21 protein-coding genes and 1 tRNA gene are annotated in these 20300 nt (G+C 58.9%); 8 read left to right on the top strand and 14 right to left on the bottom strand.

Annotated elements, in window-relative coordinates:
• Positions 1 to 1422 (top strand): pyridoxal phosphate-dependent decarboxylase family protein, encoded by a 1422-nt coding sequence (locus ACR0C9_RS13600; protein ID WP_480781248.1) that lies wholly within the window; start codon positions 1 to 3, stop codon positions 1420 to 1422.
• On the opposite strand, the gene ACR0C9_RS13605 is transcribed toward ACR0C9_RS13600, so the two are convergent.
• The 4 genes from ACR0C9_RS13605 to ACR0C9_RS13620 form a co-directional block, all read right to left on the bottom strand.
• Positions 1419 to 3059, bottom strand: a complete 1641-nt coding sequence (locus ACR0C9_RS13605) for a sulfatase-like hydrolase/transferase (protein ID WP_480781277.1) — start codon at positions 3057 to 3059, stop codon at positions 1419 to 1421. The two genes, ACR0C9_RS13600 and ACR0C9_RS13605, sit on opposite strands and share 4 nt — an antisense overlap.
• Positions 3060 to 3152: 93 nt before the next feature.
• Positions 3153 to 3389 (bottom strand): (Na+)-NQR maturation NqrM, encoded by a 237-nt coding sequence (nqrM, locus tag ACR0C9_RS13610; protein WP_170453907.1) that lies wholly within the window; start codon positions 3387 to 3389, stop codon positions 3153 to 3155.
• Positions 3390 to 3404: 15 nt separating this feature from the next.
• Positions 3405 to 4430 (bottom strand): FAD:protein FMN transferase, encoded by a 1026-nt coding sequence (locus ACR0C9_RS13615; protein ID WP_170735969.1) that lies wholly within the window; start codon positions 4428 to 4430, stop codon positions 3405 to 3407.
• Positions 4431 to 4497: 67 nt separating this feature from the next.
• Positions 4498 to 4683 carry a hypothetical protein gene (locus ACR0C9_RS13620; RefSeq protein WP_170453909.1) on the bottom strand — a complete coding sequence of 62 codons (186 nt, stop codon included), beginning with the start codon at positions 4681 to 4683 and terminating at the stop codon, positions 4498 to 4500.
• A 112-nt stretch (positions 4684 to 4795) separates the two neighbouring features.
• Between ACR0C9_RS13620 and ACR0C9_RS13625 the strand changes: the two genes are divergently transcribed.
• On the top strand, positions 4796 to 5320 hold the full coding sequence (locus tag ACR0C9_RS13625) for a CBS domain-containing protein (RefSeq protein ID WP_170453910.1): 525 nt from the start codon (positions 4796 to 4798) through the stop codon (positions 5318 to 5320).
• Here ACR0C9_RS13625 and ACR0C9_RS13630 read toward each other — a convergent pair.
• Positions 5317 to 6078 carry a metallophosphoesterase gene (locus ACR0C9_RS13630; RefSeq protein WP_480781278.1) on the bottom strand — a complete coding sequence of 254 codons (762 nt, stop codon included), beginning with the start codon at positions 6076 to 6078 and terminating at the stop codon, positions 5317 to 5319. The two genes, ACR0C9_RS13625 and ACR0C9_RS13630, sit on opposite strands and share 4 nt — an antisense overlap.
• Before the next feature lie 177 nt (positions 6079 to 6255).
• On the opposite strand from ACR0C9_RS13630, the gene ACR0C9_RS13635 reads away from it, so the two are divergent.
• The 4 genes from ACR0C9_RS13635 (at position 6256) to ACR0C9_RS13650 (ending at position 9268) form a co-directional block, all read left to right on the top strand.
• Complete coding sequence (locus tag ACR0C9_RS13635; RefSeq protein ID WP_480781249.1) at positions 6256 to 7269, top strand: GDP-mannose 4,6-dehydratase; 1014 nt, start codon at positions 6256 to 6258, stop codon at positions 7267 to 7269.
• A gap of 13 nt (positions 7270 to 7282) precedes the next feature.
• Entirely contained in the window at positions 7283 to 8566 is a 1284-nt protein-coding gene (gene tviB / locus ACR0C9_RS13640; protein WP_480781250.1) for a Vi polysaccharide biosynthesis UDP-N-acetylglucosamine C-6 dehydrogenase TviB, read from the top strand.
• A gap of 94 nt (positions 8567 to 8660) precedes the next feature.
• Complete coding sequence (locus ACR0C9_RS13645; protein ID WP_170622240.1) at positions 8661 to 8885, top strand: AbrB/MazE/SpoVT family DNA-binding domain-containing protein; 225 nt, start codon at positions 8661 to 8663, stop codon at positions 8883 to 8885.
• Complete coding sequence (locus tag ACR0C9_RS13650; RefSeq protein WP_170632537.1) at positions 8882 to 9268, top strand: type II toxin-antitoxin system death-on-curing family toxin; 387 nt, start codon at positions 8882 to 8884, stop codon at positions 9266 to 9268. The genes ACR0C9_RS13645 and ACR0C9_RS13650 overlap by 4 nt, the downstream gene beginning before the upstream one ends.
• Before the next feature lie 87 nt (positions 9269 to 9355).
• Here the strand turns inward: ACR0C9_RS13650 and nqrF are convergent, their stop codons facing one another.
• The 6 genes from nqrF to ACR0C9_RS13680 are packed head-to-tail and all read right to left on the bottom strand — an operon-like array spanning position 9356 to position 15216.
• Positions 9356 to 10579 carry an NADH:ubiquinone reductase (Na(+)-transporting) subunit F gene (nqrF, locus tag ACR0C9_RS13655; RefSeq protein ID WP_170522540.1) on the bottom strand — a complete coding sequence of 408 codons (1224 nt, stop codon included), beginning with the start codon at positions 10577 to 10579 and terminating at the stop codon, positions 9356 to 9358.
• Positions 10580 to 10589: 10 nt separating this feature from the next.
• Positions 10590 to 11198: an NADH:ubiquinone reductase (Na(+)-transporting) subunit E gene (gene nqrE, locus ACR0C9_RS13660; protein ID WP_480781251.1), complete on the bottom strand. Its 609-nt coding sequence runs from the start codon at positions 11196 to 11198 to the stop codon at positions 10590 to 10592.
• Entirely contained in the window at positions 11198 to 11851 is a 654-nt protein-coding gene (locus ACR0C9_RS13665; RefSeq protein ID WP_117873115.1) for an NADH:ubiquinone reductase (Na(+)-transporting) subunit D, read from the bottom strand. Before ACR0C9_RS13665 ends, nqrE begins: the two co-directional genes overlap by 1 nt.
• On the bottom strand, positions 11851 to 12666 hold the full coding sequence (locus ACR0C9_RS13670; protein WP_170522537.1) for a Na(+)-translocating NADH-quinone reductase subunit C: 816 nt from the start codon (positions 12664 to 12666) through the stop codon (positions 11851 to 11853). The genes ACR0C9_RS13665 and ACR0C9_RS13670 overlap by 1 nt, the downstream gene beginning before the upstream one ends.
• Positions 12659 to 13867 carry an NADH:ubiquinone reductase (Na(+)-transporting) subunit B gene (locus tag ACR0C9_RS13675; RefSeq protein ID WP_480781252.1) on the bottom strand — a complete coding sequence of 403 codons (1209 nt, stop codon included), beginning with the start codon at positions 13865 to 13867 and terminating at the stop codon, positions 12659 to 12661. The genes ACR0C9_RS13670 and ACR0C9_RS13675 overlap by 8 nt, the downstream gene beginning before the upstream one ends.
• Positions 13868 to 13872: 5 nt before the next feature.
• Positions 13873 to 15216: a Na(+)-translocating NADH-quinone reductase subunit A gene (locus tag ACR0C9_RS13680; protein WP_170453919.1), complete on the bottom strand. Its 1344-nt coding sequence runs from the start codon at positions 15214 to 15216 to the stop codon at positions 13873 to 13875.
• 298 nt (positions 15217 to 15514) lie between these two features.
• Here ACR0C9_RS13680 and ACR0C9_RS13685 point away from each other — a divergent pair, with 298 nt between their 5' ends.
• A complete protein-coding gene (locus ACR0C9_RS13685) occupies positions 15515 to 16630 on the top strand; it encodes a THUMP domain-containing protein (RefSeq protein WP_170622246.1) in 1116 nt (371 codons plus the stop codon).
• 113 nt (positions 16631 to 16743) lie between these two features.
• Positions 16744 to 16820, top strand: a tRNA-Pro gene (locus ACR0C9_RS13690).
• A gap of 249 nt (positions 16821 to 17069) precedes the next feature.
• On the opposite strand, the gene glf is transcribed toward ACR0C9_RS13690, so the two are convergent.
• From glf to ACR0C9_RS13705, 3 genes are all read right to left on the bottom strand, one after another.
• Positions 17070 to 18239 (bottom strand): UDP-galactopyranose mutase, encoded by a 1170-nt coding sequence (glf, locus tag ACR0C9_RS13695; RefSeq protein ID WP_480781253.1) that lies wholly within the window; start codon positions 18237 to 18239, stop codon positions 17070 to 17072.
• Positions 18240 to 18361: 122 nt separating this feature from the next.
• On the bottom strand, positions 18362 to 19243 hold the full coding sequence (locus tag ACR0C9_RS13700; RefSeq protein ID WP_480584879.1) for a hypothetical protein: 882 nt from the start codon (positions 19241 to 19243) through the stop codon (positions 18362 to 18364).
• Positions 19240 to 20040 (bottom strand): glycosyltransferase family 25 protein, encoded by an 801-nt coding sequence (locus tag ACR0C9_RS13705; protein ID WP_170453922.1) that lies wholly within the window; start codon positions 20038 to 20040, stop codon positions 19240 to 19242. The genes ACR0C9_RS13700 and ACR0C9_RS13705 overlap by 4 nt, the downstream gene beginning before the upstream one ends.
• Positions 20041 to 20300: the final 260 nt, after the last annotated feature.

A 20300-nucleotide genomic window follows, 5' to 3' on the forward strand; every position in this document is an offset into this window, starting at 1 on the left:
ATGGACCATCAGAAACTACCGGAAACCGGCCGCCCCGAGGGTGAGATACTGGACCAGCTCAAGTCCTTTGCCGAGGATGACCCGAATTATCGCGATGGCCGGACCTGGAGCCTGGTTTACCATCTGGATAACGACCACGACGCCTTCACCGCCAAGGCCTACAGCGCGTTTTCTTCGGCCAACGGCCTGAACCCTGCCGCGTTTCAAAGCCTGAAACGGATGGAGACCCAGATCATCTCGACCATGGCCGGTCTGCTGCATGGCGGGCCGGACACGTGCGGCGTTGTGACGGCGGGTGGGACGGAAAGCTGCCTGATGGCGGTCAAAACCTATCGCGATATGGCGCGCAAACGGCGCAAGGTGACACGGCCCAACATGATCCTGCCCAAGACGGCGCATGTGGCATGGTTCAAGGCAGCGGAATATTTCGGGGTCAAGGCGCGCCTGCTGCCAATGGCACCGGATTATGCGACCGACATTTCCCGGCTGAAGCGAACGATCAACGCGGGCACGGTCATGATCCTGGGTTCAGCCCCGGAATACCCGCATGGCACCATCGACCCGATTGCCGAAATGGGGGCGATTGCGCAGTCCAAAGGCATCCCGCTGCATATCGACGCCTGCGTCGGCGGGCTGATCCTGCCGTTCATGGAGCGGAACGGGGTTGACCTGCCCGACTGGGATTTCCGGGTTCCGGGCGTCACCTCGATCTCGGCCGACCTGCACAAATATGGCTATGCGGCCAAGGGGGCCTCGACCATCCTCTATCGCGATCTGGACCTGCTGAAACACCAGATGTTCATCTGTCAGGACTGGCCCGGCGGAGTCTTCGCCTCTCCCGCTCTGCTGGGCACCCGACCGGGCGGAGCCTATGCTGCCGCATGGGCGGTGATGCAAAAGCTGGGGGTCGAGGGCTATTGTCGGCTGGCCAAAGACACGACCGAGGCGGTCGAAAAGCTGAAAGCAGGCATCACAGCGATCGACGGGCTGCGCATTCTTGGCAACCCGCAGGGGCCGTTGCTGGCTTATGGGTCAAGCGACCCAAAGCTGAACATCTACGCCGTTGCGGATCAGTTGGAGCGGGCGGGTTGGAACATCAACCGGGTGCAAAACCCCGATGGCATCCACTGCATGGTCACCGCCAAACACCTGCATGTAACGGATGAATACCTGGCTGATCTGGCGCAGGCCGTCGCCACCGTGCGCGCCAATCCCGAACTTGCCAAGACCGGCGGGGCGGCAACCTATGGCATGATGGCCCATGTCCCCCTGCGCGGAATGGTCAAATCCAAAGTGCTGGATGTGTTTGCCGAGATGTATCGCGCGGGCGGCGGCGGATTACATCTGGACGATGGCAAAGCACCGAACCTGCTGGAACGCAGCATGGCGCGCTATGTGCAATGGAAAGCGCGGCGCAGCTAGTCTTTCAGGTAGGTTTTGTAGGGTTTTGCCTTGCGGTTGCGGTACTTGACCGTCAGGTCCAGAGGCATCTCGTTTTCGTCGTAAACCCCCAAGACAATCCCCCTGCCCCGGCTTTTGCTCCGCATCTCGATCAGTTGCTGTTCCGACCGGGTGGTGCGCTGCGACGGGCGGCGGGTCCAGGCGAACAGATGCTCGTACATCTCAGCGATCACCTCGGCATGATCGGTACTGTCGCCCAGATCGATCAGTTCCTGCGGGTCGTTTTCCAGATCGAACAGGATGGGGCGGTGCCCGCCCTCGCAATTGATCAGCTTCCAGCGCTTGTTGGCGACCATGAACATCACTGCATCCCGGACCGAAGCATTCAGACGCTCGGCAATGGGTGAGGCGGAATAATCGTATTCGCAGATCACCACATCCCGTGGCACCTCTTGCACCTGCCCATGCAGGATTGGCAGCAGGGAATGACCTTCGAGGATATGGTTGGCCACTTCCCCTCCGGCCACATCGACGAAAGTAGGCGCTAGGTCGATGGACTCGACCAGCGCGTCACAGACCGTACCGCGCGTGGCGTCGGCCTCGGGCGAGGGGTCGTAGATGATCAACGGCATCTTGGTCGAGGCATCGTGGAAGAAGGTTTTCTCACCCATCCAGTGATCGCCCAGAAAATCCCCGTGATCCGAGGTGAGAACGATCATCGTATCGTCCATCCGCCCGGTCTGTTCCATCCAGTCGAACAGGCGGCCCATCTGGTCGTCGGCCTGCTTGATCAGGCCCATATAGGCGGGGATCACGGCCTCGCGGACCTTCTGACGAGAAAAGGTCTGGCCGATCTTGGTGTCCATGAATGCCTTGAGCACCGGGTGCGCGTTCTGGCGTTCTGCCTCGGATCGGACCACCGGCAGCACATGTTCGGGGCCGTAGATCGAGGCATAGGGTTCCGGCACGATGTAGGGCCAATGGGGTTTGATAAAGCTCAGATGGCAACACCACGGGCCGTCATGGGTTTCCATGAACTCCATGCCGCGCCCGGTCAGATAAGGCGTTTCGCTATCCTCGTCGGCGATATTTGCGGGCTCGGTTGCGTTCTTGAGGAACCAGCCGGACAAAACGTTGCCCTCGGCATCCAGACCGGAATTGGCGAAGTCGTGCCAGGGATTGTCGCTCTCATAGCCTTTGGACTTCAGATACTTGTTGTATTCCTTCGCGCCATCCGGGTCGTAGAAACCATCCGGTCCCTCGGGCAACATTCCGTCGTCTCGCTCGAAAACATCAAAGCCGCATTCGGCCACGCGAGCACCGATCAGGCTGTCCGGTTCCAGCCCCAATCGGGCCATGCCTTCGGCATCGGCGCGCATATGGGTCTTTCCGACAAGGTAACAGTCCATTCCGGCCTTGCGCAGGTGATCGCCCATCGTGATCTCGCCGACTTTCAGCGGGATGCCGTTCCACGACGCGCCGTGGGAATGCACGTAGCGCCCGGTATAGGTAGACATGCGGGAACTGCCGCAGATTGGCGACTGGATATAGGCCCGGTCAAAACGCACACCACGGGCGGCCAATCGATCAATGTTCGGAGTGTGCAGATGCGGATGCCCGTAACAGCTCAGATAATCCCAGCGCAGCTGGTCGAACATGATGAACAGGATGTTTCTGGCTTTGGCCACGCGCGCCTCCCGACTGGTCCGGGGGCTATCTAGCCAGTTCCAACGGCGCTGCGCAAATGCAGATCAGGACTGACGTTCCATCTGTTCCAGCATCTTCTTGGCGCGCTTGCACTGAAGCTGATCGCGCAGGGGGCTGTTCGGGTCAACGTCCTTTTGGCAGACCACGCATTTATCCGCGCCCGAGATCGCGTTCAGACCACCGCAACTGCCCTTGATGGTCTTACCCATCAGCATCACACCCAGCGACATGCCGACCATGACCAGGGACAAAAGAATAAAGGCCAGAATGAAGGTGCTCATGTCGGTTCCTACCGGTCAGTTGGTTCCCAGGGCGTCTTTGAACGCGCTGCTGTGGACGGTTATATAGGCATCGTCGCCGCCTGTCACATCGCGCGAGATGAAATACACGGCAAGTTTATACTGTTCGGCCAGTTCCATACCCTTTTCCTGCCCCAGCGCCAGCATGGCAGTCGCCCAGGCATCGGCGATCATCGCGTTTTCGGCCAGAACCGTGACCGAGGTCGTGCGATGCGTGATCGGACGCCCGGTGGTCGGGTCGATGATATGCGAATAGCGCACGCCATCCTGCTCGAAGAAGTTCTTGTAATCGCCCGAGCTGGCCATGCCGCGATCATCCAGCGACACAATCAACTGCACGCTCTGCGATCCGGCCTCGGGTTTTTCGATGCCGATCCGCCAGGCCTCGCCCTGATCGTTCTGGCCTTTGGTCACCAGATCGCCGCCGATTTCGACCAGATAGTCCTCGATCCCCGCATCCTGCAAGGTTTCTGCCACCGCATCGATGCCATAGCCCTTGGCAATCGCCGACAGGTTGATCCCGACAGACGGATCAGATTTCGCCAGCGTGCCAGCCGAGGCATCCAGCGTCAAAAGTCGCGCCTGCCCCACACCATTCAGGGCGGCCTGAATATCAGCATCCGATGGCACCGGATCCTCGGGCTTGCGCGGGCCAAAGCCCCAAAGCTCGATCAGCGGGCCCAGTGTGACGTCGAAAGTACCGCCGGTTTTCTCATGCACATCATTCGCGGCCGCCAAAACCAACGCGAATTCGTCCGAGATCGCCACCGGGTCGGTGCTGGTTGAGGCCGAGAAGGTCGAAACCTCGGAATTCGGGTCCCAGTTCGACATCTTGGCGTTGACCCCGGCCAGTGCCTGTTCGACCGATGCGGCCAGCGCGGCCTCGTCCAGATCCTCGCCAATTGCGGTGATGTTGAAGGTCGTACCCATCGTCTCGCCCGACAGGCGCACCACGTCGGGTTCCTTGTCGAACAGGCAGCCGGTCAGAAAGGTTGCAAGGGCCAGTGCAGACAACAGACGCATGGATCGGTCTCCGGGGAAAATCAGTGCCCGGCATATGCCAGCGCCCCCTGTCAGAGTCAAACCGGCTTCACAGCTTCAGCGGCAAAAAGCCCAGCACCAACAGGCCGATCCCCGCCGGAAGCCCGAACAGCCACGCGCGTTTCTGCCAGCCCTCGGGCTGTTGTTTCCACGCCATACGGAAATTGTGGCCGCAGACGACCACTGCAAAGAAGATCAGCGCCGCGATGGGGGGTGTCAGGTACAGATCGCTCACAAGGTCAGACTCCGGGTTTTCGCCGATCAGGGCATTTGCACCCTATACAGGCCATTTAGCTGCGCTAAGGTAAAAGGGAAAGACACTGCAAGAACCAAGAAGGAGATTGCCTATGGCCCCAACCTCTTACCAGGCACCGATGCGCGGCGATAAAGACAAAAAGACGACGCACAGCCAAACGACGGGGTCCAATCTGGCGCAGTCACAGACGACCGTGGCCAAACTGCTTGAGGGCAAGGGCGACTCGGTGTTTTCAGTGCGCCCGAACGAGACGATCCATTCCGTGGTCAACACCCTGAAAGAAAAGCGGATCGGGGCTGTTCTGGTAACCGATCAGAACGGCGCGCTACAGGGGATCCTGTCGGAACGCGACATCGTGCGCCGGATGGCGGACACGCCCGGCCAGACCCTGCCGCAATCGGTCGAGGATCTGATGACGCGCGAGGTCAAGACCTGCTCGCCCGATGATCCGTTGAACGAAGTTCTGAAAACCATGACCGAAGGCCGGTTCCGTCACATGCCGGTCCTGCGCGACGGCAACCTGTGCGGCGTGATCACCATCGGCGACGTGGTGCATTTCCGCCTGAAAGAACTGGAATACGAAGCGCTGCGCATGAAGCAGATGATTGTGGGCTAGGTCGAGGTAAACCGCACCCCGCCCCTGAATATCTCAGCCGCCGTCAGGCGGCTGGTGGAATAGGCCCCGGTATCGATTGAGACAACCCCGTTCTGCGCCCGCGCGTGGGCGACAATCGTGTGCCCGTGCACAACCCATTGCCCGTCCTCTCTGGCCTGAACCCGGAACATCGGATGCCCCCACAGGCAAATCTGGCGCAATTGCGCGTCCAGCGCCTTGCGCGGGTCCAAAGCGGCGTGGACAACCGTGACATTCCCGCTGGTCCAGCTGAGCGGGCGGTTTGACAGCCAGCTCAGCAACTCATTTCCCATGGCTTGCCGAAGCTCTTCGGCCACGGCAACGGCCTGTTCGCCTTCTGTCACCTCGACCCCGCCTGCAACTCCGAACGAGTTCAGCGTCTCAACGCCGCCGTTTTGCTGCCAAAGGTGACCCACACGCTTTGGGTCTTCGACAAAGCGCAACAGCATCTCTTCGTGATTGCCCAGCAAACAGATGATCCGCCCGCCCGAGGATTCGCTGAGGTGGTGCAGGTGATGCAGAACCTGCGCGCTGCTGTCGCCGCGATCCACGTAGTCGCCGACAAACACCCATGGACACGTATCATCCAGACGAGGCAATAGATCCTGTAACAGGTCCAGCCGCCCGTGAATGTCCCCAATTGCGATGAACCGCTCCTCGGGCGCGATTTCCGGCGCGTCAACCTCTGCGGTCTGCGCGACACCCTGCCCAAACAACCCTTTGATCCAGTTCCTAACCATCACAGTCTTTCACTACCCGGCCTGATGCGTTCCGACAATCGGCAATTCCGGGCCATGGCACGATGTTGACCAATCCGGTTGCAGATTTGCTATGACGGATAAAAGGGAGATTCTACTTGACCTTGCAGCAAGGAGAGTATCCCTGATGCCTAGGGTTTTATTGTGTTCGAGGGTTTTATGAAGCGAGTTTTGATTACCGGTACGGCGGGTTTCATCGGGTTCCATCTGGCCAAGCTGCTGCTGTCAGAAGGGTTCCGCGTGCATGGCTATGACGGGATGACCGACTATTACGACGTCACCCTGAAACAGCGCCGCCATCAGATGCTGATGCAGACGCCGGGCTTCACCGCAACCGAGGCCATGCTGGAAGACCACGACCAACTGATGAAAATCGCCGATGAGTTTCAGCCCGAAGTCATCGTGCACCTCGCCGCCCAGGCCGGTGTCCGCTACAGCCTGGAAGAACCGCGCAGCTACATAAACTCCAATGTTGTCGGCACCTTCAACGTGATGGAGGTTGCGCGTGTGCATAAGGTCGATCACCTGCTGATGGCCTCGACTTCATCGGTCTACGGCGCGAATGAGGATATGCCCTTTACCGAGGTCGAAAAGGCCGACACGCAGCTGACCATCTACTCGGCCACCAAAAAGGCGAATGAGGCGATGGGCCATTCCTACGCGCATCTGTGGGACCTGCCGACCACCATGTTCCGCTTTTTCACCGTCTATGGCACCTGGGGACGGCCCGATCTGGCGCTGTATAAATTTGTGGATGCGATTCTGGATGATCGTCCAATCGACATCTACAACCACGGTGACATGTATCGCGACTTCACAAATGTGAACGATCTTGTCCGTGGCATCCGATTGTTGATCGATGTGCCTCCGGTCCGACCCGCCAGCGCGGATGAGATCGATGACGGCGACAGCCTGTCCCCGGTCGCCCCCTATCGGGTCGTCAATATCGGCAATGGCGACAAGGTGCGCCTGATGGACTTCGTGGAAGCCATCGAAGAGGCGGTGGGCAAAGAGGCAATCCGCAATTATATGCCGATGCAGATGGGCGATGTTCCCGCCACATGGGCCAATACAGACCTGCTGCAACGCCTGACCGGTTACCGCCCGCAAACCGATTTCAAGGATGGAATCGCCCGCTTTGTCGAGTGGTTCCGAGAGTATCACGGCAAATAAGGGGCAAAGCTTGATGCTGGACACAAACCCGGATGCCCGCAAAATCGCTGTTATTGGACTGGGCTATGTCGGCCTGCCGCTGGCCGTGGCCTTTGGCAAGATCGGCCCGGTCGTCGGCTTCGACATCAACCAGCCGCGCATCGACGCCTTGCGCGGCGGCAATGATGCCACGCAAGAGGTCGAGCCCGAAGATCTTACCGCCGCCTCAGGGCTGAGCTTTACCACCAATGTGTCGGATCTGGCCGACTGCGACACCTATATCGTCACCGTTCCAACCCCGATTACACCGGGCAAACGGCCGGACCTGTCGCCTTTGCTGGCAGCGTCCGAAACGGTGGGCGGGGTTCTGAAACCCGGCGATCTGGTGATCTACGAATCCACCGTCTATCCCGGCGCGACCGAGGAAGACTGTGTGCCGGTGCTGGAACGCGCCTCGGGCCTGCGGTTTAACGCCGATTTCTATGCAGGCTATAGCCCCGAACGGATCAATCCCGGTGACAAGACCCACCGGATTGCGGATATCTGCAAAGTCACCTCGGGCTCGAACCCCGACGTGGCAGATCTGGTCGATGCGCTTTACGCGCGGATCATCACCGCCGGAACCCACAAGGCCGAGAGCATCCGCGTCGCCGAGGCCGCAAAGGTCATCGAGAACACGCAACGAGACCTGAACATTGCCTTGGTGAACGAACTTGCGATGATCTTCGGCCGGATGGAAATCGATACCGAGGCCGTTCTGCGCGCCGCAGGCACCAAGTGGAACTTTCTGCCCTTCCGCCCTGGTCTGGTCGGCGGGCATTGCATCGGCATCGACCCCTATTACCTGACCCACAAGGCCGAGGCGGTGGGGCACCACCCTCAGATCATCCTCGCCGGGCGGCGCCTGAATGACGGGATGGGCGGCTATGTCGTCTCGCAGCTGATCAAGCGCATGACCCGCGATGGTATCAATGTCGGCGCGGCGCGGGTTCTGGTGCTGGGGCTGACCTTCAAGGAAAACTGCCCGGATCTGCGCAACACACGCGTGGTTGATATTATTGAGGAACTGCAAAGCTATGGCGTCAGCGTCGATGTGCACGACCCGCATGCCGACCCGGCAGCGGCGCAGGTGGAATATGGTCTGTCCCTGATCGAAGCGCCACAGGACGGGGCCTATGATGGCGTCATTCTGGCCGTCGCGCATGAGGAATACAAAACGCTCGATCCGGCCCAATTCCGCGCCTATGGCAAATCGCAAAGCATCGTTTATGACATCAAATCCTGCCTGCCGCGTGAGGCCAGCGATCTGAGGCTTTAGGCCTAGATCCGACAAGCCTTGGGGGCCTCAAGCCCCCAAGCTTGCAAAATGGGGCCGCTTTCAGTATATACATCCATATATACCGGAGGTCCAAATGATCGAAACCAAGATCCGCAAGGTCGGAAACTCGGCCGTTATGACATTGTCGACCGAAATGCTGACTATCCTTGATGCCAAGGAAGGGGACACCCTTTTTGTGCTGCGCGGGGATGATGGCACGTTGAAAGTCATGGCGCATGACCCTTCGGTGGCCGAGGCGCTGGCCGCGGCCGAGGTCGTCATGGATGAAAACCGCGACCTTCTGCAGGCCTTGGCTTGAAGCCGCGGATCTGGGTTCCGCTGGCCGCAGTCATCGCCATTCACGACCGACAAATCTCGCGCCATGGCGGTGCGCCCGGTATGCGCGACCGGGCGCTGTTGGAGATGGGCTGCGCAAGGGCGATGAATCTGGCGGCCTATGAGGACGCCGATCTGGCGGCAATCGCAGCGGCCTATGCGTTCGGCATCGCCAAGGCCCATGCGTTCATCGACGGCAACAAACGCACGGCTTTCGTCACCGCCCTGACCTTTCTGAGGCTCAATGGATATGCCTTTCTGCCTGACCCGGTCAAAGGTGTCCAGATGATGGAGGACCTTGCAGCAGGACAGGTTGACGAGGCGGAATTTGCGGCCTGGCTGAAGGCTGGCTGGACGCAGATCTAAGCCGTCTCGGCAATTGCTCAAGACCACCAAAGAGCAAAGCCCCGCTGCGAATGAGCGGGGCTTTTCTATCTTGGTCCTGCGTTAATCTTACCCGCCGAAATCGTCGAGCATGATGTCTTCGCGATCCACGCCCAGATCCAGCAGCATGTTGATGACCGACTGGTTCATGATTGGCGGGCCACACATGTAGAACTCGCAATCCTCGGGCGCGGGATGGTTCTTGAGGTATTCGTCGAACAGAACATTGTGGATAAAGCCGGTGTAGCCTTTCCAATCGTCCTCGGGCTGAGCATCCGAAAGCGCCACGTGCCATTCGAAATTGTCGAACTCCTCGGCCAGCTGATCGAAATCCTCGACAAAGAACATCTCTTTCTTCGAACGCGCACCGTACCAGAAGGTGATCTTGCGGTTGCGGTTCTCAAGACGCTTGAGCTGGTCGAAGATATGGCTGCGCATGGGCGCCATACCGGCACCACCGCCGATGAAGACCATCTCTTTTTCCGTCTCGCGGGCGAAGAACTCACCAAACGGACCCGAGATCGTTACCTTGTCACCCGGTTTCAGGTTGAAGATGTAGGATGACATCTGACCGGCGGGGATCCCTTCGGAGCCCGGAGGCGGCGAAGCAACCCGGACGTTCAGCATGATCATGCCCTTTTCGTCCGGATAGTTGGCCATGGAATAGGCACGTTCGATTGGCTCGTTCACGACGGACTCGTATTGCCACAGATTGAACTTGTCCCAATCCTCGCGATACTCTTCCTCAACGTCGAAATCAGTGTATTTCAACTGGTGCGCGGGGGCCTCGATCTGGATGTAGCCACCGGCGCGGAAGTTCACATCTTCACCTTCTGGCAGGTCCAGTGTCAGCGCCTTGATGAAGGTCGCCACGTTCTCGTTCGAGCGAACAGTGCATTCCCATTTCTTGACGCCAAAGACCTCTTCCGGGACTTCGATTTCCATGTCCTGCTTGACCGCAACCTGACAGGACAGGCGGTCGCCGCAGGATGCCTCACGCTTGGTGATGTGGCTTTCCTCGGTCGGCAGGATCGACCCGCCACCAGAATGCACCTTCACCCGGCATTGCGCACAAGTACCGCCGCCGCCGCAAGCGGAAGGAACGAACAGTTTCTCGGCCGCCAGCGTTTGCAGCAGCTTGCCGCCCGCCGGAACGGATACGGTTTTCTCACCGTTGATCGTGATGTTGACGTTGCCCGTCGACACCAGACGCGAGCGGGCGGCCATGATGATGGCAACCAGACCCAGAACGATCAGAGTGAATAGGATGACGCCTAAGCTAAAGGTTTCCATTGCGCCCTCCTTACAGTTTCACGCCCGAGAAGGACATGAAGGCCATGGCCATCAGTCCCGCGGTGATGAAGGTGATGCCAAGACCCCGCAAGCCGTCCGGAATATCCGAATATTTCAGCTTTTCGCGCACACCCGCCATCGCGGTGATCGCCAGCGCCCAGCCAAAGCCTGAAGACAGACCATAGGTCGCCGCCTCGGCAAAGTTATAGTCGCGTTCGACCATGAACAGCGAACCACCCAGGATGGCGCAGTTCACCGTGATCAGCGGCAGGAAGATCCCCAGCGCGTTGTAGAGCGGCGGGAAATACTTATCCAGGATCATCTCGAGAATCTGCACCATCGCCGCGATCACGCCGATATACGAGATCAGGCCAAGAAAGGTCAGGTCCACATCCGGGAACCCGGCCCAGGCCAGCGCGCCCGGTTTCAGCAGGTAGTTCAGCAGCAGGTTGTTGGCAGGCACGGTGATCGCCTGAACCAGCATCACCGAAATCCCCAGACCCAGCGCTGTCGAGATCTTCTTCGAAACGGCGATGAAGGTACACATCCCCAGAAAGAAGCTGAGCGCAAGGTTTTCGACAAAGATGGCCTTTACGGCCAGTGAGATCAGACCTTCCATCAGTGGGCCTCTACCTGCTGAATTTTGTATTCACGCTCTTCCACCTGGTTCGGCTTCCATGTGCGGAAGGCCCAGATGATCAGACCGATAATGAAGAACGCCGACGGGGGCAGCAGCAACATGCCGTTGGGCACGTACCAGCCGCCGTTGTTGACGGTCTCCAGAATGGTGATGCCAAACAGCGAACCCGCCCCAAACAGCTCGCGAATGAAGCCGACCAGCAGCAGGATCAGACCATAGCCCATGCCGTTGCCCATCCCGTCGATGAAGGACGCGACCGGGGGGTTCTTCATCGCAAACGCCTCGGCGCGGCCCATCACGATACAGTTGGTGATGATCAGGCCAACGAAAACCGACAGGGTTTTCGAGATCTCAAACGCGTAAGCCTTGAGGATCTGGTCCACCAGGATCACCAGCGAGGCGATGATCACCATCTGCACGATGATCCGGATCGAGCCCGGGATCTGGTTGCGCAGGCACGAGATGAAGAAGGACGAGAACGAAGTCACGAAGATCACCGCCAGCGCCATCACCATCGACACCTGCAGCGACGAGGTCACCGCCAGCGCGGAACAGATGCCCAGCACCTGCAAGGTGATCGGGTTGTTGTCGACAAGCGGGTCGACCAGCATCTCTTTCTTGGTCTGAGACATTAGAACTCTCCTGCTTGCAGCTTGGCCAGGAACGGAGCGTAGCCCGCGTCGCCCATCCAGAATTTCACCAGGTTATCGACACCCACCGAGGTCAGGGTCGCCCCCGCCAGCGCGTCGATATAGAAATCAGGTCCGGCCGCAGGCTGGGATTTCGACACGGTGATCTGCAGATCGCCATTGTCATCGCGCAGCTTTTTACCGTTCCACAGCGCCTTCCAGCGGGGGTTGTCCACCTCGGCCCCAAGGCCCGGGGTTTCGCCATGCTGATAGAATTGCAGACCGTAGATATCGTTGCCGTTATTTTCCAGCGCGATAAAGCCATAGAGCGTGGACCACAGGCCATAGCCGTGCAGCGGCAGGATCACCTTGTCCAGATCGCCCGCATCGTCGCGCAGCAGGTAGATTACGCGATACTTCGACTTGCGGCCAATACCAGCCGGGTCATCGTCCAGCGCAACGCTCAGCTCAGGATCGCTGGCGGCGGCAATGTCGTCGAAGGTGGCCGGGTCGAACTGGTCATCGACGAAATCGCCGGTGGACAGTTCCACAACATGCGGCTCGAACGCGGCGAAAGCTTCGGTCACGTCGGTGCCCGGCTCATAAACGCCTGCCACCTGCAACACGTTGATCTGCTTGTCCTTCAGGCGGTTGACCTCTTGCACCGGGCGCAGGCTGACCGCCGCGGCTGAGACAACCATCGAGGCGACAAGACAGACGGCGACCGCGATGAAGATCGTCTTGCCGACCGAATCCGGCGAGGCCGCCAGAAACTTGGCAATCGCGCCTTTGGGTTCTGGGGATTGCGTATCAGACATGGCGACGCGCCCTCCGTTTGATGTTGGCCTGAACGACGAAATAGTCGATCAGCGGTGCAAAGACGTTGCCGAACAGAATGGCCAGCATCATGCCTTCGGGGAAAGCCGGGTTGATGACACGGATCATCACAACCATGACACCGATCAGCGCACCGTAGATATAGCGGCCCATGTTGGTGTGGCTGGCCGAGACCGGCTCGGTCACCATGAAGGCCAGACCGAAGGCGTAGCCGCCGATGACGATGTGCCAATACCATGGCACCGCAAACATCGGGTTGGTGTCGGAACCGATCAGGTTCAGCAGCAGGGTAAAGCCAATGGTGCCCGCCAGACAGCCGATGATCAGGCGATAGTTGGCTATCCGCGTGGCCAGCAGGAAGGCCAGACCGATCATACAGGCCAGCGTCGAGGTTTCGCCAAAGCTGCCCTGAATCGAGCCAAAGAACGCATTCCACCAGGTGATGCCATCAGCGGCCAGCGCCTGAAAGCCCTGCGAGGCCGAGACGGACAGAGCAGTGGCGCCCGAGAACCCGTCAACCGGTGTCCAGACCGTGTCACCGGACATGCTGGCTGGATAAGCGAAATACAGGAACGCCCGGCCCACCAGAGCAGGGTTGAGGAAGTTCTTGCCGGTGCCGCCAAACACCTCTTTCCCGATCACAACGCCGAAGATGATCCCCAGCGCCACCTGCCACAAGGGCGCAGTAGCTGGCATGATCAGCGTGTAAAGCATTGAGGTGACAAGGAAACCTTCGTTTACCTCATGTCCACGCACGGTGGCAAAGATGACCTCGAAGATACCGCCTGCAACCAGCGTCACGATGTAGATCGGCAGGAAATACATCAGCCCGTGCATCACATTGGCAAAGACGCTGGAGGGGTCCAGCGAAATCCCAAACATCTGCAACAGCGCAATCCGCCATCCGGTCGCCGAGTCAGGCCCCAGCGCAGCAATGGCCGAGTTCGCCTGATAACCGGTGTTATACATCCCCCACAGGATACAGGGGATTGTCGCGAACACGACATAGGTCATGATCCGCTTCATATCGATATACGACCGCGCATGCGGCGCGACGGTGGTTACGGTTTTCGGAGTGTAGATAAAGCTTTCCACCATCTCGTAGATGGGGAAGTACTTCTCGTACTTGCCGCCCTTGGTAAAGTTCGGCTCGATCCGATCAAAGAAGCTGCGCAAACCCATTTGGCTCAGCCCTCCTTTTCAATCTTGGTCAGGCAGTCGCGCAGCGCCAGCCCGTATTCATATTTCGCCGGACAGGCAAAGCCGACAAGGCCCAGATCCTCTTCGTCCAGCTCCAAAGCACCCAGCGCCTGCGCGGTATCGGTGTCCATCACCAGCAGCGCGCGCAGCAGCTGTGTCGGCAGGTAGTCCTGCGGCATCAACTGCTCGAACGTGCCGGTCGGAACCATCGCGCGGCGTCCGCCATTCAGGTTCGAGGTCAGCGGAAACAGCTTCTTGGCAAGGGCAGACCCCAGAACCGGCTGCACCGCGAATTTCGACGGCATCGGAAGGATCCAGCCCAGCGTATGCTGGTCGTGATCTTCGCGAATGATCGAGATCTGGCGGGCAAAGCGCCCCAGATAAGCGGTCGGTCCATCGGCCTGCGTTCCCGACAGGATCGAGCCCGAGATGATCCGGGGCGTGCCGTCGACATTGACCTCGTCCCGGGTCAGATCGTCGGTCGAGGCACCCATGACGGTACGGATCAGGCGCGGTTGCCGCGCGCCGGGGCCGCTGATCGCGATGACGATATTCGGGTCCAGATGACCGGTCTGCACCAGACGACCGATGGCGATCACGTCCTGATAGCCGATCGTCCAGACCTGTTTGTCGCCTGCCAGAGGTTCAAGGAAGTGGATATGCGTACCAGCCAGACCTGCCGGGTGCGGGCCCGCGAAGGCGGCGGCTTCAACACCGGGCATATCCGCACCGGGAACGCTGTCGCCGTCCTTGTGGCACAGATATGTCTTGCCCTCGGTCAGTTTTGCAATGGCCCCAAGACCCGCAGCAAACGCATCCCCCGCATCCGCAATGATCACAGCGGCATCTGCGGCCAGAGGTTCGGAATCCATCGCCGTCACGAAGATTGCAGCGGGTTTGGTACCGGGTTCGGGCATTTTCGAATAGGGCCGCGTACGGAACGCGGTCCACAGACCGGCGGCGCACAGCTTTTCGGTCACGCCTTCGGCACTGTCGGCATTGCCAACACCCGAGAAATCGACGCCCGTATCATTGGGGTCCGATACCTCGATCACCACACTTTGCAGCACACGGCGGGCACCGCGATTGATGGCCACGACCTTGCCGGTCAGCGGGGCCACCATCATCGCATCGGGCGCATCCTTGTGACAGAACAAGGGCGTGCCACGTTGAACCGCATCCCCTTCCTGCACCAGCATGCGTGGTTTGAGCCCCAGATAGTCTGCGCCCAACGCCGCTACGGTTTTGAATTCCGGCCCCGGATGGATTTTCTGTTCAGGCGCACCCTGAACCGGCAATTCCATCCCCTTCTTCAGTTTGAAAGTTTGCATGTCGCTACTGTCTTCCAAGCCTCTTTACCTGCGCCGACCATCTCTGCCATCGGGTCATGGCCCGAGATAGCGCGAATTGTCTCATCCAAGGGAGGGCAAAAGCGCCATTTCCCTGCCAAAATCCGCTGGCGTTCTTTCGATCACGGACCCTTTACGCGCGCCTGTCGCGAAACGCAAACCTGTTACCGCCGAAAATGCGGAAACCCTATCACTTTCTGTGTGAACAGGCACAATGGCAGCAATCTAGCATAAAAAAAACCGTGTCGCGCCCGGTTTCTATCCGGTGTAAGCAACGGAAATGACAACATCTGACCAGTTCGAGATCTTTTTGGCGGCGACCCCGGGCCTCGAGGCGCCGCTCTGCGACGAAGCCGTTCAGAACGGATTCGCAAACGCCCATCGCGTGGCCGGCGGCGTCAGTTGCCGGGGCGACTGGTCCGAGGTCTGGCGCGCCAATCTGTGCCTGCGCGGGGCAAACAAGGTTCTGGTCCGGATCGGCAGTTTCCCCGCTGTTCATCTGGCACAACTGGACAAACGCGCCCGCAAATTTCCATGGGCCACATTCCTGCGCCCCGGCATCCCCGTGAAGGTCGAGGCCACCAGCCGCAAATCGCGCATCTATCATGCCGGAGCTGCGCGCCAACGCGTGGAACGCGCCATCTCGGAAACGCTGGGCGCGCCGATTTCATCCGAGGCAGACCTGCGCGTCATGCTGCGCATCGACAAAGACGTCTGCACCCTGTCGCTGGATACCTCGGGCGAGCCTTTGCACAAACGCGGCCACAAACCCGCCATCGCCAAAGCGCCAATGCGCGAGACCATGGCTGCCATGTTCCTGCGCAATTGCGGCTTTGACGGGACCGAGCCGGTGCTGGACCCCATGTGCGGCTCGGGCACTTTCGTGATCGAAGCCGCCGAGATCGCCCTTAGCCTGCCCCCCGGCCGCTCGCGCCGGTTTGCGTTCGAAGACCTCGCCTGCTTTGACGCACAAGCGTTTGACGCGCTGCGCGTAACCGGGCCTGAGGTACAGACGTCCATCAGGTTCTACGGCTCGGACCGGAATGCAGGCGCCATCGAAGCCGCCACCGCAAACGCAGATCAGGCCGGTGTTTCGGACGTGGCCCATTTCACCCAACGCGCGGTCAGCGACATAAAACCACCCGAAGGCCCCGCCGGGCTGGTCATCGTCAACCCGCCTTACGGAGCCCGCATCGGCGATGAAAAACGCCTCAGATCGCTTTACGGCAGCCTCGGCAAGACCCTGCTGGCGCGCTTTTCCGGCTGGCGCGTCGGGATCGTGACCAGCAATCCTTCTCTCGCCCGATCCACCCGCTTGCCTGATTTGTCCGCCGGGCCAGTGGTCGATCACGGCGGCACGAAAATCAAACTCTACCAATCCGGCCCGCTGCCCTAAAGGCCCGCATAGCTGCGCTTGACCCGCGCGCCTGCCTATTCCAGTTGCCCGCGAGATATAGAAATATCCCTCTTGCACATCCCAAACACCGGGTATAGACCCGCCGCCACGGTCGGAGTGTAGCTCAGCCTGGTAGAGCACTGTCTTCGGGAGGCAGGGGTCGGAGGTTCGAATCCTCTCACTCCGACCAAAATCAAAGTTGTCCCCTAATTACGCAATCATTCTGCTTGCAGAGCTGCCGTTGCGTGTTTCAGTGGTGCTTGAGTCCTATGCTCCTTGTCCGCCAGCCCCCTTCGCAAGTGGTCCGCCGTGACCTGGCACACATAAAAGAGTTCGATGCCGACTGCTTTGACGCAGTAGCAAGAGCGCAGTGCAAGATGTTTCGACAGCTTTGCGGACGCAGCCGAAGCCTTATTTTTGTGCTTTGTAAAACGGGCGTTTAGAGCGGCGCAACAAAGAACGCAGGGGCTTTCTCGCCTTTGCTAAGACTCGCCTCAAATGCGCGGGCGGTGTCGAGGGCTTCGCGGATTGTCACGTCCATATCGAGGTAGCGATAGGTTCCCAACCGGCCTACGAACGTCACTCCGTCCGTTGAACGAGCAAGATCAACGTAGGATCCGAGCAACTCCTTTTCCTTCACCTGACGGATTGGATAGTAAGGCGTGTCACCGGGTTCTGCCAATCGAGAGAACTCGCGATAGCAGACCGAGCTTTCGTGCTGTTCCCATGGGGCAAAATGCTTGTGCTCGGTGATACGGGTATAGGGCACGTCCTCGTCACCATAATTCATGACCGCACAGCCTTGGTAATCCCCATCATAGTCAAACCGTTCGAAATCAAGCGTGCGATAGCCAAGGCGCCCCAACTGGTAGTCGAAATACCCGTCAAGCGGCCCCGAATAGAACACATGATCGTAGTCTGCGCCCATATCCTTGGTGAAATGGGTGTTCAGATGCACGGTGATCCCGGGATGGTCCAGAATGGCCCCGATCATCGCGCTGTAACCGTTTTCCGGCATCCCCTGAAAGCGATGAAAGAAATAATTGTCGTCGTAATTAAACCGGACCGGCAATCTTTTCAGGATGGATGCCGGTAATTCCGACGGATGAAGGCCCCATTGCTTTTTCGTGTAACCCTTGAAAAACGCTTCGTACAAATCCTTGCCGACAAAGCGCAGGGCCTGTTCCTCGAATGTCCGGGGGTCGTCGATACTGGTGTCTGCCTGTTCTTGGGTGATGAAAGCTTCAGCCTCATCCGGGCGCAGGGTTTTGCCGAAGAACTGGTTGATCGTGTGCAAGTTGATCGGCAGCGAGAATACGCCGCGTTTGCCGTCCGCGTCGCGCGACGTGGTTTTGACGCGGTTCTTGTAAGGCAGGAAGGTCTCGAACCGATTTACGTAATCCCACACCTCGGCGTCGTCTGTGTGAAAGATATGGGGCCCGTAGACATGCAGCAGCACACCGGTTTTTTCATCGCGGGCCGTGTGGCAGTTTCCGCCAATGTGATCCCGCGAGTCGACGACGGTGACGTCGTGGCCCGCCTCTGCCAGGTGCCGACCGATTACAGCGCCGGACAAGCCCGCGCCCACCATCAAGTATTTTCCAGACATTCCCGGCCTTCTCGGTTTCTGTTGGCGGTATGTGTCGATATTTGATTGCAGAATATCTTGCAACCAGAGTCTTGTTGGGCCCCTTCCACCGATGCACTCTGCCCTCGCATTGCTGTTCCCGCTCAGGTCTTTTTGGAAATTGTCGTCATATCCAACGGTTTGCTCAGCTGTCGCCGCGCGATTTTGAATATCCCGGCGCGGGCCTCGCTGGCGCTGCGAAAACGCGGCAGAACCGACATCCAGCCCCGGCACATGCGCCAGCCCACCTGTACCCGGCCCGAGATTGGCTGACCGCCCTGCAATATCCCGGCAAAGACAATCGGGACCGTGCGGCGAGACAGATCGAACATCTCTTTCAAGACCGCCTCTTCCTCTTCCGAGCTCAGGTTGCCCGTCTCAGCCATCACCGCCTTCAGGTTCTTGCCGATGGGTCGGGTATGATGCATTGCAATCCCGTCCAGAATGGCAGTGCGATATGCTCCGGCCTCGTCCCAGCGGCACCAGATATAGTCCAGACCATAGCCGCTCATCGTACCGCGGAACAAAGGCAGGGCCTTCCTGAGAACATCTCGATGCAGACAGGGGGCCATGATCTCGATGTAGTTGGTGTATCGCAGCACAAATCCGGGGCATTGGCTGAATACGAAATGCGAGAAGTAGCTTTCGGGGCTGAGCGAAGGCTGCGCGATCCTCAGACCATGCGTGTTCATCGCATCAAACAACGCGTTCACATCCTGCGCGCTGATGTCCAGATCGTCATCGGGCAGCCAGTAGAAATCATACGCATCCAAATCCCGGTCTGACAGGGTTGCGAACAGCCCGTCCCACTTCCCGCCCTTGATCAGAACCGCCTCGACCCCAGGCTCCGGCTGGAACGCCGCAAAAGCCTCGTCCGAGAAAAAACTGATCAGAAGGTCATAGTTCCGGTCTTCATAGGGAATCTCCGTCCAACGGGTGTGGAGGGATTTGCCGCCCGCACGGACGACGACAAGGTTCTTTTTCATATACGGTTCCGAAGCGTGTTATCCGTGCGCAGCAAGGGGCCCAGCCCTTCAATCATCTCTGGCTTCAGAGGATGGCTGAGCCGCCCGTAGGTGTACTTGATCTGGTACAACAGGTTCCGCACGAACCGGCCGATAGACGACTCGCTTTTCTTGCTGGTGCGGCAGGCTTCAATGTTGCTGTCAAACACCCCACGCTCGGCCACCATCTGCTCCGCCAGGGTCAGGATCGGGACTTTGTGTTCCCAATAGAATTTGAGATCGATGTCCACAGGTCGCGCAAACGGCGCGTGTACCCGAAGCAATTGTGCCGCAGCTCGGCGCCCCAGAATATAACCCGTGGTTCTGGGCGGCAGACAATCCGACAAGACAAGGTTCTGATCCGCAAAGGGTTTCAGTATCTGATTATTGCGGCCAGAAACGCCATCCAGTTTGATCATGACATCTTCAAAGCATTCGGAACATTTTGACAATGCACTCAGAAAGGCCGTCGGGTCCTGCACAAAAGTCGCATCGTCCTCCAGCACCAGAACAACGTGATCTTCGGACTCTGCTATAGCTTGCCAGATTTGCCGATGCCCAAGCGCACAGGCCACTTCGTTTGCGCTGAGGGGACGTTTGAACTTGCTTCGGTTCATGTCCGCGTCATAGTAACGACCCAGGTCGGTTTCGTTCAGCTGATCACCGGCAAGGGCGTCCGAAAATTCATACTGCAAACCCAGGCGCGCAAGTTCGTCTTCGCAGGAGCGTCGCCGGTCTACGTCTTTTGGCAGACTAAGAATTACGGCTTTGATCGACACTTGCTTTCACCTAATCAAATTTGCCGGGGTTCTAAGGGCCATACATGACATTCACAAGCGTTAAAACGGCACCTGCATGCGCCGTTGGGTGCGCTGAGCCCAATGGCGGTTTTCCGCTGAACAACAAGCCCGGCGTAAATACTCAGAAGCCCGTCCCCCAAAGATGCACCGCGATAGGCCAATCTCAGGCTATCACACTGAAACTGCTTATTCAAATTTCGAATTACGCTTGGTGAGATGCAATAATACTTGCGCTGAAC

It is taken from the genome of Ruegeria sp. C12, from assembly GCF_056537745.1.